Source organism: Bacteroides acidifaciens (assembly GCF_024623065.1).
GTDB lineage: Bacteria > Bacteroidota > Bacteroidia > Bacteroidales > Bacteroidaceae > Bacteroides > Bacteroides acidifaciens.
In genome coordinates, this window is the sequence record NZ_JANJZR010000046.1 from 1 (window position 1) to 12,297 (window position 12,297).

A 12,297-nucleotide genomic window follows, 5' to 3' on the forward strand; every position below is an offset into this window, starting at 1 on the left:
ACGCGACAAGAAGAGCCGGGGTAAGTTAAAATATCAGCTATAAGATTATGACTGAAGAGAATTTAAACAGGCTCTAATAATAGGCAATAAAGAAAGTCTAATCAGGCAACAAAACCAATCCGATTAGTATCGTGACGGGAAATGGTTCACTTTTGGTGCGTTTGTCCTGTCCGGCAACTACACCTGACTATACGTAAGGTTTAAGTAATCCGCCGAAAAACTGAAATATTTCTCCCTAAAGCGATGTTTATATGCTAAATTGTTATAATTTTGCAGCCAAATCTCTTCTATTCGACAGCGGATAGAGAGCAATTCAATATTCACAATTTAACACAAGAAAAAGATGAAAGTAGCTATTGTTGGCGTAAGCGGAGCCGTGGGACAGGAATTCCTGCGCGTGCTCGATGAAAGAAACTTCCCGTTGGACGAGTTAGTTTTGTTCGGTTCTAAACGTAGTGCCGGAACAACTTATACTTTCCGCGGTAAACAGATCGAGGTGAAACTCTTACAACACAACGATGACTTTAAAGGGGTAGACATTGCTTTCACTTCTGCCGGTGCGGGAACATCCAAGGAGTTCGAGAAAACAATCACCAAGTATGGTGCTGTGATGATTGACAACTCCAGCGCATTCCGTATGGATGCCGACGTGCCTTTGGTGGTGCCTGAAGTAAATGCCGAAGACGCATTGGAGCGTCCGCGTGGCGTGATTGCCAACCCTAACTGTACGACTATCCAGATGGTAGTCGCACTGAAAGCCATCGAAAAGCTTTCTCATATAAAAACCGTGCACGTGTCTACCTATCAGGCAGCAAGTGGTGCGGGTGCCGCCGCTATGGACGAATTGTACGAACAATATCGTCAGGTATTGGCAAACGAGCCCGTGACTGTAGAGAAGTTTGCCTATCAGTTGGCTTTCAACCTGATTCCGCAGATTGATGTATTTACAGAAAACGGTTATACGAAAGAGGAAATGAAAATGTATAATGAAACACGTAAAATCATGCATTCTGACGTAAAGGTTAGTGCAACTTGTGTACGTGTTCCTGCATTACGCGCCCACTCGGAAAGTATCTGGATAGAAACAGAACGTCCGATTTCCGTAGAAGAGGCCCGCGAAGCGTTCGCTAATGGCGAAGGACTGGTTCTTCAGGACAATCCTGCTGAGAAAGAATATCCGATGCCGTTGTTCCTGGCAGGTAAAGACCCGGTTTACGTAGGACGTATCCGCAAAGACCTGACGAACGAGAACGGACTGACTTTCTGGATTGTAGGCGACCAGATCAAGAAAGGCGCCGCACTGAACGCCGTTCAGATTGCCGAATATCTGATAAAAGTAAAAAACATCTAGACTTCAAGAGAAGCATATAAATAAAACAAAATAAGTGACCGGCTTGCTATACGACAATCGTCGTAATGCAAGTCGGTCACTATTTTTATATACCTATTTATTATATCACAAACCATTTTTCGATTAACAGGCGAAAATCCCCATCACCACATATAGGTATCAAATGTCCAAAAATAGTCATTTATTGCGATTGCCCTGCATTATATATTTAGAGAACTTTGCACAAAATTTGTATATGGGACATTTTCGACTAAACATAGCGTTCTTTGGGCTTCTCTTTTGTATTGTATTTAAAGCCACAGCCAACCCGGGTACGTATACAATCTCTGGTCGTATCACCGAAGAAAAGACAAACACTCCATTACCGGGAGCATCCATCATTATCAAAGGTACCTATTTGTGGGCTGTATCCAATCAGAACGGAGATTTCACAATACAAGGAGTTCAGGAAGGAAAATGTAATCTGGAGGTTTCCTTTCTCGGTTACGTCACAACAACAATTCGGGTTGATATCCGCAGCAACGTCAAAGGTCTAACGATACAACTCAAAGAAAATACCCTTGCGCTAGATGATGTAGTTATAACAGCACAAGCTCCCAAAAGTGAGTTGAATACGACTCTCATCATTGGAAGCAATGCTTTGGAACACCTTCAAGTATCTAACGTCAGCGACATATCCGCCCTTCTTCCGGGAGGAAAGACGAAAGTCCCGGATCTGACTACCAATAATGTATTTTCACTAAGAGACGGAGGTTCAACCGTTGGCAACGCCACTTTCGGAACAGCAGTAGCTGTAGACGGTATACGCATGGGAAATAATGCATCTTTCGGTAATATGAGCGGAATAGATACACGCAGTATTGCCGTTACCAATATAGAATCGGTAGAAGTCATAACAGGTGTACCTTCAGCAGAGTATGGAGATTTGAACAGTGGCATGATCAATATCCGGACAAAAAAAGGTAAAACACCTTGGGAGATCTTATTGGCCATTAATCCCCGCACAGAACAGTTTTCATTTTCAAAAGGACTGGCTTTGGGAAATGACAAAGGTACCGTTAATATCAGTGGCGAGTGGACAAAAGCCACCCGGAAATTATCATCACCCTACACTTCCTACACACGAAGAGGATTCTCTGCAAACTATAATAATACATTCCGGAACATTTTCAGATTTAATATCGGTTTCACTGGAAACATCGGAGGTATGAACACCAAGGATGATCCCGATGCCTATACCGGAGAATATACAAAAGTAAGGGATAACGTGTTCCGGGCAAACACATCATTCAGCTGGTTGCTCAACAAGTCATGGATTACCAATCTGAAATTTGACGCATCCCTCCATTACAATGATAATAAGTCACACGCACATACTCCCTACACGTATGCGTCCGAACAACCGGCTGTACATGCTGAACAGGAAGGTTATTTCCTTGCCGATAAACTGCCTTATTCGTATTTCGCCGACCAAATTATAGATTCAAAAGAACTGGATTATGCCGCTTCCCTAAAATACGAGTGGAACCGACATTTTAAAAAGGTGAACAGCAATCTGATAGCAGGAATTCAGTGGAAATCAACAGGTAACATAGGAGAAGGGGAATACTACCAAAACCCGTCATTAGCTCCTAACGGATATCGCCCGCGTCCGTACACTGCTTATCCGTATATGCATAATGTTTCACTTTATGCTGAAGAGAATCTGACAGTACCTCTCGGAAGCACTACACTAAGACTCATGGCAGGTATACGCTGGGAAAAGATTTTCATCAGTGGAACAGAATATAAAAACCTGAATACGTTTTCACCACGTTTCAATGCCAAATGGCAGTTGAACCGGAATATATCAATCCGTGGTGGATGGGGAGTTACCGAGAAACTGCCGTCTTATTACATTCTCTATCCCAGACAGGAGTATCGTGACATACAAACTTTTGGTGTTTCTTATAACAATAACGAATCATCCTACGTCTATTACAGCCAACCATACGTGCTCTTACATAATAAAAACTTGCGTTGGCAACGGAATCAAAACGCAGAATTGGGAGTCGATATCGAAATCGCAAAGACCAAGATATCATTGGTTGGTTATTTCAACCGTACTAAAAATCCTTATAAATACACCAATGCCTATACTCCGTTTTCTTATGATGTCCTGCAATTACCGGACGGATTCAGCATGCCTGCCAATCCGCAAATTAACGTAAACAACCAAACAGGAATGGTGTATATACGCGGAAATGAATCGGAGAAGTGGGTACCTATGGACGTAAAAGTAACGAACCGTACTTTTGTCAATTCCGTTTCACCGGACAACGGACCGGATATCAATCGCCGGGGAGTGGAAATGATTGTCGATTTTCCCGAAATAACTCCTATTCGTACACAATTGAGACTGGATGCCAGCTATGATTATATGAAATATATAGATAATTCGTTGTCTTACTACTATCAAACAGGGTGGTCACATACCGGTATCCCAAATCGTTCCTACCAATATGTAGGTATCTATGCCAACGGAGATAATTCATCGACAACAGCTAACGGCAAACGTACTCATTCTCTGGACGCCAATATAACGGCAATAACCCGTATCCCCAAAGCCAGATTGATTATATCATTCCGGCTGGAGGCCTCTCTATTAAAACGGTCACAGAACCTGTCCGAATACAACGGTAAAGAATATGCTTTCAACGTAAGTGATAATAGTAATGCGGGAACAGGAGGTAGTATTTATGACGGCAATTCGTATACAGCGATTTATCCGGTAGCATACCTTGATCTCAATAATGAGATACGCCCTTTTACCGAAAAAGAAGCCCAGAATTCCGCATTCGCAAACCTGATACGCAAATCGGGCAATGCCTATACGTTCGCGGCGGATGGATACGATCCCTATTTCTCCGCCAATATCAATATAACCAAAGAAATAGGCGATCATGTCTCGCTCGCTCTCAATGCGATCAACTTCACGAATTCACGGAAGTATGTAACCTCTTACGCAACAGGAGTAAGCGCCATTTTTACTCCGGATTTTTACTATGGATTAACTTGCCGCATAAAATTCTAGAACAATGAAGCAACTAGCATACATATTATTACTGATGACATTCTTCACCACAGGAAGTTGTACAGACATTGACAAGAACAACCCTTACGATAACCAACTGCATACGCTTCAAGTAAATGCAGTATATCCGGACGAATACTCAGATTATCTCCGAGAAGGAGTTACCGTAAAAATCGAAGATATAGACCGGGGGAATTCGTATACGTCAAAAACAGATAAAAACGGAACAGTCCGTTTCAGCCTGACCAAAGGCATATACCGCATTCAGATAAGTGATAAAGCGGAGCAGGATATCTTCAACGGATTGGCAGACAAGGTGAAATTTGTGAATGGAGACCTCGCCCTCAATCTCCCACTGGTGCACTCCAGGTCCGGTGACATTGTTATCAAGGAGATTTATTGCGGGGGATGCACCAAGCTACCGTTTGAAGGCAACTATCAGTCAGACAAATACATGATTCTACACAACAACACCTCCGAGACACAATATCTCGATGGTTTATGCTTCGGCTCACTCGATCCTTATAACTCGCAGGCAACCAATGTATGGGTAACACAGGATGAATCAACTGGAGCTACCATATTTCCTGACTTTTTACCTGTGGCACAGTGTGTCTGGCAGTTCGGAGGTACGGGACAGACATTCCCTTTGGCTCCTGGCGAAGATGCCGTAGTTGTTATCTGCGGAGCTATCGACCACGCAGCGCAATACCCCCAATCGGTCAATCTGAACAAACCCGGATATTTCGTTTGTTATAATCCCGTATATTTCTGGAATACATTGTATCACCCCGCACCGGGCGACCAGATAACGCCAGACCATTATCTGAATGTTGTGATAAAAACAGGACAGGCAAATGCTTATACTTTCTCTGTATTTTCTCCTGCCACTGTCTTGTTTAAGGCAAAAGACACTACCATACAAGATTTTGTATCGCAGGCAGACAATGTTATTCAAAAACCCGGAAGCACAGTAGACAGGATTGTTAAAGTACCGGTCGACTGGGTATTAGACGCAGTAGAAATATACTATGGAGGTTCCTCCAATAATATGAAACGTATGCCGCCTTCTGTCGATGCGGGTTATGTTACTCAAAGTGCGCTATATGACGGACGAACCCTGTACCGCCATACCGATGAAGAAGCCTCTCGTGAAGCAGGCTATGAAATACTGGAAGATACCAACAACTCTTCCTCGGACTTTTATGAAAGAGAAAAACAATCCCTGCATGAATAATATGAAACGAATATATATAACTTGTCTTTTCTTGTACGTGGCATCCACAGTCTCGGCACAATCTTACGATCTTGTGGAACGGCGTAATCCTTGGAATGCCGGAGCAAACGTTACCGGAATAATGGTGGACAGTACCACCGTTTCCTATGCTGAACTATATGGCAGGAATAATCATGGCGATTTCCACAATTATTACGAAGCCGACAAGTTATGGAACGCAGGTGCAATAGCAAAGTCTATCACACATCTAAAAAGCTATTCTCTGACAGGTTCATTTTCGTTTGATCACACTTCCGGTAGAAATATGAGTGGTTCTATGTTCATTCATCCGGGATTCTATCCGGTAGACATACTGGAATTTACTCCCGGCCGGAAAGATTTACAGACGTATGCTTTCATGGGAGGTATAGCCAAAGACATTGCCCCCTGTTGGCGTATAGGCGGAAAAATAGACTTTACCTCCGCCAACTACTCGAAACGTAAAGATCTGCGGCATACCAATTATAGACTAGACTTAAAAGTAGCTCCAAGTATAATGTATCATTCGGATGACTATGCCATAGGATTCTCTTACATTTTTGGCAAGAACAGTGAATCGGTCAAAGCAGAAGAAATCGGCACCGCTGCTACATCGTACTATGCCTTCTTGGACAAAGGACTAATGTACGGTGCGTATGAGACATGGGAAGGCAGCGGAATTCATCTGAATGAATCGGGTATGAATGGATTTCCTATTAAAGAACTATCTCACGGAGCAGCCGCTCAATTCCAATGGAAGGCTTTTTATGTAGATGTGGAATACAGCCATTCATCAGGTTCGGCTGGAGAAAAGGAAAGCATCTGGTTCAAATTCCCGACCAATCGGGTCACTTCACACTTGAGCTATCGTTTCTCAAAAGGAAATGCAGCACACTTCCTACGGTTAAATTTGACTTGGTCACGCCAATTTAATGATGAAAATGTATTAGGTCGGGAAACTTCCAACGGAATAACGACTACTCATGTTTATGGTTCTAACCGCATTTTTGAAAGAAGTGTCTTTTCTGTCCAATCCGAATATGAGTTCATAGCCCCCCGGAGAGAACTACGCTTTGGCGCGAATGTGTCATCATTGAAAAGTCTGACTACACAGATGTTCCCCTACTCCGTTTCACAGACCATGACATGTAGGCGTATATACCTTGCCGGCACATTCCACACCAAACTGTTTGATCTGAAAACTTCCGGCATTTTCTCTGCCGGAGATTATACAGAGAAGAGTAAAACAGTTAAAACTGAATCAGAGCCGGGTGAACCTCCGTACCGATTGACAGAGTATTATAATCTACAGAACGAATACGCAACAGCCCCCCGACTAACGTTTGAAGTTGGACTCCGATACAAGTTTTATCGAGGAATCTATGCAGAAATCCAAGCCGAATATACACATGGTTTCAACCTTAAATACATAGCAGGAGCAAATCGGTGGAATGAAACCATCAAACTAGGATATACATTTTAAATTAATCAATATAATTATATAAACTAAATTTATCAGAACATGAAAAAGTACTTAATGTTTATGCTCGCAGCAGCACTCTTCGCATCTTGTAGTGATGATGAGAAATTACCGAAAGAAGACGAAACACCAGGTGATACTAATTTTGAGGAACATGATGGATATTTCGTCTATTATGGAGAGACTTATAAAACAATCAAACTTGCTAACGGAACGACTTGGATGGCAGAGCCATTACGTTATGTGCCGGAAGGATATACGCCGTCAAGTGACCCGACAGCTGACGCTCATATTTGGTATCCGTACAAATTGATTGTAGAGGACGGTAACACTAAACTTACAGCCGATGGAGCAGAAGCGTTAACAGACGAAGCTTCTATTAAGAAATTAGGCTATTTCTATGACATGTATATCGCACTTGGCAGCAAAGAAGTGACGGAAGAGAACTGCTATGAATTTGAAGGAGCTCAAGGTATTTGCCCTGAAGGTTGGCATATCCCGACACGTGAAGAATTTCTCAATCTTTGTGGCCTTTCTAATGCAGCAGTGGGCGAAACAGGGAATAAAAAAAATGAAAACGCCCTTTTCTATGACGCAAGCTATGGAGGAGGAAATATAAGCAAATATAATGTTGCTGGCTGGAATTATGTTTTATCAGGCGTGAGAATGCAAAACAATTTTACATCCGCTCCCTCATACCAATTATCAAGAATCTATTCAGGTAATACAACTGAAGAAATTCTGGCCAAATATGCAAATCAACCAGCTCTGACATACATCATGTCCTCAACATGCTATAAACCAAATTATTCTACCACCGATCCTACATTACTAACAAATATTCAGTTCTTTGGGCAAATGACAACATTTAGCAAGACCTATCCGGAAGGACGCGTTAACGTTTCTTATATCAGCATTAAATCGGGTCAGCAACTTCGTTGTGTAAAGGATCAAGCCGTCAACTAAAAGGCTAATATGTATTATATGCCGTGAAACAAAGTGTATCACGGCATGATACTAAAAATTTTAAGCAGGGGCGAAACGCCACGCCTATAAGGCGAACTATTATAAGCTATAAACAAACGAAAAACTGATTACAAACTATATAAAAACGAAGCAATAATAATGAAAACAAAAAAGTTAACAATCGCAATTGCCCTTATGGCAATAACCTTTATCGGAACTTCATGTGGTAACAAACAACAGAAAAGCGCATCAGAAGCGACAACAGAACAGTCTGCATCTTCCGCTTTGGAAATCGATTCTCTCCTTGCCAATGCCGAAAACCTTGCAGGGCAAGAAGTTACCATTGAAGGCGTTTGCACACATACCTGCAAACATGGTGCAAAGAAAATCTTCCTGATGGGTAGTGACGATACACAAGTGATCCGTGTAGAAGCCGGAACATTGGGAGCCTTCGATCCTAAATGTGTAAACTCTATCGTCCGTGTTACCGGAACATTAAAAGAACAACGCATCGACGAAGCCTACCTCCAAAACTGGGAAGCGCAACTGAAAGCACAGGCTGCCGAGAAACACGGAACAAACGAAGCCGGATGCGACTCTGAAAAGAAAGCACGCGGCGAAACGGCTAACAGCCCCGAAGCCCGCATCGCAGACTTCCGCGCAAAAATAGCCGACCGCAAGGCAGAAACGGGAAAAGAGTATTTATCTTTCTATTTTATGGAAGCTAATTCGTATGAAGTGGAGTAGTAACATCCGTAAATGGAGTCGGCTCATACACCGTGACCTGTCATTTTTCTTTTCCGGAATGGTATTGATATATGCCATTTCCGGAATTGTAATGAATCACCGTGACACGATTAATCCGAACTTCTCCATCACACGGAAAGAATATAAAATAGCGGAAAAGCTACCGGACAAAGCTGGAATGAGTAAAGAGAAAGTACTTACTCTACTGGAACCGTTAGGAGAAACCGGCAACTATACCAAATATTACTTCCCGAAAACGAATGTAATGAAAGTCTTCCTGAAAGGCGGTTCCAACCTCCTGGTAAACGTGAAGACAGGAGAAGCGGTATATGAATCCGTCACCCGTCGCCCGCTTATCGGAGCAATATCCCGTTTACATTACAATCCGGGACAATGGTGGACTTACTTCGCGGATATTTTCGCTATCGCCCTTATTATCATTACTCTCTCCGGCATCATCATGCTGAAAGGGAACAAGGGCATTATCGGCAGAGGGGGAATAGAAATCATTGTCGGAATCCTGATTCCCATTCTTTTCCTTTTCTTCTTTTGAATCGAAATAACAGATAAAATCAAATGGAACAAATTATCGAATGTAACAACCTGACGCACTACTATGGCAAACGGTTGATTTACAAAAACCTTAGTTTCACAGTACCTAAAGGACGTATCCTGGGACTATTGGGAAAGAACGGTACGGGCAAAACCACCACTATCAATATCTTGAGCGGTTACCTGAAACCCCGTTCAGGGGAATGCCGCATCTTCGGACAGGAGATACAAACAATGGCACCGGCTCTGCGCCGCAATATCGGACTGCTCATCGAAGGTCATGTGCAATACCAATTCATGACCATCACCGAAATAGAAAAATTCTACGCAGCCTTCTACCCCGGCCAGTGGAAAAAAGAAGCGTACTACGAACTGATGAATAAACTGAAAGTAGCTCCCGGACAACGTATCTCACGTATGTCCTGCGGACAGCGCTCTCAAGTAGCTCTCGGACTTATCCTTGCACAAAATCCGGAACTTCTGGTACTGGACGACTTCTCACTCGGACTCGATCCCGGCTACCGCCGCCTGTTTGTCGACTATCTCCGCGACTACGCCCGCTCGGAAGGAAAAACCGTCTTTCTGACTTCACATATCATTCAGGATATGGAACGTCTCGTTGACGACTGCATTATTATGGACTACGGAAAGATACTGATTCAGAAACCAATCGCCGAATTACTGGAAAAAGGACGTCGCTACACCTTCACTATACCCGAAGGTTATGAACTTCCTGCATCGGATGATTTCTACCATCCTTCTGTCATGCGGAACCAGTTGGAGACTTTCTCCTTCCTGCAACCTGCAGAAACAGAAGCTAAACTGAAATCAATGTCAGTGCCCTACAGAGACTTGCACTGTGAACAAGTGAATTTGGAAGATGCCTTTATCGGCCTCACCGGGAAATACTGATTAAATTAAGAATAAGAGTTGGCAACTCGTAACCCATAAATCATCATTCATAAATCATAAATCCTCAAGAATGTACGCTATATTTTATAAAGAATGGATAAAGACACGGTGGTATTTTCTGCTTGCCGTGGTCGCCACACTTGGTTTTACAGGCTACTGTATGCTCCGCATCAACCGGGTGGTAGAAATGAAAGGGGCTGCCCATGTATGGGAAGTCATGCTGCAACGGGATGTCATCTTCATTGATATGTTACAATATATCCCTCTGATTGCCGGAATCCTGATGGCAATCGTGCAGTTTGTCCCTGAGATGCAACGCAAATGTTTGAAGCTGACTCTCCACCTGCCTTATCCGGAACTGAAAATGACAGGCAATATGTTACTCTCCGGACTCATATTGCTTCTTGTCTGCTTCGCTTCCAATTTCCTGTTGATGGAGATCTATCTAAACGGAATACTTGCTCATGAACTCAAAAACCACATACTGCTAACCGCTTTAACGTGGTATCTCGCCGGCATCTCCGGCTATCTGCTCGTCGCATGGATTTGCCTCGAACCGGCATGGAAACGCCGTATCCTGAATCTCATTATCGCAGTATTGTTACTCCGAATCTTCTTCCTGTCGCCTACACCGGAAGCATACAACAAGTTTCTCCCTTATTTAGTGGTCTATACTTTGTTGACAGCCTCTTTCTCGTGGCTCTCTATCGTACGGTTCAAAGCTGGAAAACAGGATTAACCAATAAAAATAAAAGATTAAATATTAAAAGATTGAGAAATGAGACGTTTCAGTACCATACTATTATATGTAACCATCGCTTTTCTGCTGCTTTGGCAGTTGCCTTGGTGTTACAATTTCTTTATCGTAAAGCCGGAAAAGACTCCCTTTACCCTGTATAGTTTCGTAATTGGCGATTTCGCCCAGATGGGACAAGAAGAAGGGAAAGGAACCGTGCGCCGTGACCTTGCAGGAAACATTTATTCGGAAGCTGCTTTCGACAGCATCCTGCCTATGTTTTATTTCCGCCAGTTGATGTCTGATGAGCGTTTTCCGGATACCATTCAAGGAATCGCAGTGACTCCCAAAATGGTGCAGACGGAAAACTTCAACTTCCGTAGTGTACCTTCGGATATAAACACGCCTTCTATCAGACTTTACCCGCTGATGGAATCTATGTCAGGACGTGTAGACCTGAAAATGCCGGATGACGTATTCCGTATCACCTCCAAAAGGATCGAATTTATCGACATGGCTACCAACAGCGTGAAGGAAGATAAAAGCCTTCAGTTTACCGAAGCTATGACTAAGAAGGATTTTCGTTTTCCGGCAACGGAGATCGTAGGAAATCCGACGGTAAAAAAGGAGTATGACGAAGGTTATCTTCTGTTGGACACAGACCGTCGTCTGTTTCATCTGAAACAGGTGAAAGGACGCCCGTATGTCCGTGCCATCACCTTGCCTGAAGGCCTGACATTAGAACATCTGTATCTGACCGAGTTCAGAAACAAAAAGACACTTGCTTTTATGACTGATGTCAACAACGCTTTCTATGTGTTGCAGAACCGGACATATGAAATCGTAAAAACTGGGATTCCGGCATTTGATCCAAAAACAGATGCGCTCACCATCATCGGTAATATGTTCGACTGGACAGTCCGCGTGACAACTCCGGCTTCAGACAATTATTACGCATTGGATGCCAACGATTATTCGTTGATAAAGAAGTTGGAGAACAAATCGAACGTTCATTCCATGCCAGGTATTACGTTCACATCTTACACTGATAAATATGTAATGCCACGCTTCGAATAATGTCTCAATATTGAATGTAACATCAGTGAGGGGTTATCAAAAGTCAATAAATCAGATATGACTTTTGATAACCCCTCACTGTTTCCTTTCCACGCATTTACAAAAAAACAAAAGGATTTACAATTATTTCTTCAATAAATATGGTCTT

10 protein-coding genes are annotated in these 12,297 nt (G+C 42.9%); all 10 read left to right on the forward strand.

Annotation, left to right across the window (positions count from 1 at the left end; translation table 11 throughout):
- The first annotated feature begins 343 nt into the window (after positions 1–343).
- The 10 genes from NSB03_RS13275 (at position 344) to NSB03_RS13320 (ending at position 12,149) form a co-directional block, all read left to right on the forward strand.
- Positions 344–1,351, forward strand: a complete 1,008-nt coding sequence (locus NSB03_RS13275) for an aspartate-semialdehyde dehydrogenase (RefSeq protein WP_024987622.1) — start codon at positions 344–346, stop codon at positions 1,349–1,351.
- 235 nt (positions 1,352–1,586) lie between these two features.
- Positions 1,587–4,424 carry a TonB-dependent receptor gene (locus NSB03_RS13280; RefSeq protein ID WP_024987621.1) on the forward strand — a complete coding sequence of 946 codons (2,838 nt, stop codon included), beginning with the start codon at positions 1,587–1,589 and terminating at the stop codon, positions 4,422–4,424.
- A gap of 4 nt (positions 4,425–4,428) precedes the next feature.
- Positions 4,429–5,661, forward strand: coding sequence for a DUF4876 domain-containing protein (locus NSB03_RS13285; protein WP_257466431.1), 1,233 nt, complete (start codon positions 4,429–4,431; stop codon positions 5,659–5,661).
- On the forward strand, positions 5,654–7,162 hold the full coding sequence (locus NSB03_RS13290) for a DUF6850 family outer membrane beta-barrel protein (RefSeq protein WP_024987620.1): 1,509 nt from the start codon (positions 5,654–5,656) through the stop codon (positions 7,160–7,162). The genes NSB03_RS13285 and NSB03_RS13290 overlap by 8 nt, the downstream gene beginning before the upstream one ends.
- Before the next feature lie 39 nt (positions 7,163–7,201).
- Positions 7,202–8,125 (forward strand): FISUMP domain-containing protein, encoded by a 924-nt coding sequence (locus NSB03_RS13295; RefSeq protein WP_024987619.1) that lies wholly within the window; start codon positions 7,202–7,204, stop codon positions 8,123–8,125.
- A 159-nt stretch (positions 8,126–8,284) separates the two neighbouring features.
- Positions 8,285–8,872 (forward strand): hypothetical protein, encoded by a 588-nt coding sequence (locus tag NSB03_RS13300; protein ID WP_024987618.1) that lies wholly within the window; start codon positions 8,285–8,287, stop codon positions 8,870–8,872.
- A complete protein-coding gene (locus NSB03_RS13305; RefSeq protein ID WP_024987617.1) occupies positions 8,859–9,425 on the forward strand; it encodes a PepSY-associated TM helix domain-containing protein in 567 nt (188 codons plus the stop codon). Before NSB03_RS13300 ends, NSB03_RS13305 begins: the two co-directional genes overlap by 14 nt.
- Before the next feature lie 23 nt (positions 9,426–9,448).
- On the forward strand, positions 9,449–10,336 hold the full coding sequence (locus tag NSB03_RS13310) for an ABC transporter ATP-binding protein (protein WP_135035397.1): 888 nt from the start codon (positions 9,449–9,451) through the stop codon (positions 10,334–10,336).
- 70 nt (positions 10,337–10,406) lie between these two features.
- Positions 10,407–11,075 carry a hypothetical protein gene (locus NSB03_RS13315; RefSeq protein ID WP_004322228.1) on the forward strand — a complete coding sequence of 223 codons (669 nt, stop codon included), beginning with the start codon at positions 10,407–10,409 and terminating at the stop codon, positions 11,073–11,075.
- Positions 11,076–11,114: 39 nt separating this feature from the next.
- A complete protein-coding gene (locus NSB03_RS13320; protein WP_065537508.1) occupies positions 11,115–12,149 on the forward strand; it encodes a DUF4857 domain-containing protein in 1,035 nt (344 codons plus the stop codon).
- Positions 12,150–12,297 lie beyond the last annotated feature (148 nt).

Excerpts from the sequence above, each read along its gene's own strand:
- NSB03_RS13290 (WP_024987620.1), top strand. The coding sequence starts at position 5,654 with ATGAATAATATGAAACGAATATATATAACTTGTCTTTTCTTGTACGTG.
- NSB03_RS13280 (WP_024987621.1), top strand. The coding sequence starts at position 1,587 with ATGGGACATTTTCGACTAAACATAGCGTTCTTTGGGCTTCTCTTTTGT.
- NSB03_RS13315 (WP_004322228.1), top strand. The coding sequence starts at position 10,407 with ATGTACGCTATATTTTATAAAGAATGGATAAAGACACGGTGGTATTTT.
- NSB03_RS13295 (WP_024987619.1), top strand. The coding sequence starts at position 7,202 with ATGAAAAAGTACTTAATGTTTATGCTCGCAGCAGCACTCTTCGCATCT.
- NSB03_RS13320 (WP_065537508.1), top strand. The coding sequence starts at position 11,115 with ATGAGACGTTTCAGTACCATACTATTATATGTAACCATCGCTTTTCTG.
- NSB03_RS13310 (WP_135035397.1), top strand. The coding sequence starts at position 9,449 with ATGGAACAAATTATCGAATGTAACAACCTGACGCACTACTATGGCAAA.
- NSB03_RS13305 (WP_024987617.1), top strand. The coding sequence starts at position 8,859 with ATGAAGTGGAGTAGTAACATCCGTAAATGGAGTCGGCTCATACACCGT.
- NSB03_RS13275 (WP_024987622.1), top strand. The coding sequence starts at position 344 with ATGAAAGTAGCTATTGTTGGCGTAAGCGGAGCCGTGGGACAGGAATTC.
- NSB03_RS13285 (WP_257466431.1), top strand. The coding sequence starts at position 4,429 with ATGAAGCAACTAGCATACATATTATTACTGATGACATTCTTCACCACA.
- NSB03_RS13300 (WP_024987618.1), top strand. The coding sequence starts at position 8,285 with ATGAAAACAAAAAAGTTAACAATCGCAATTGCCCTTATGGCAATAACC.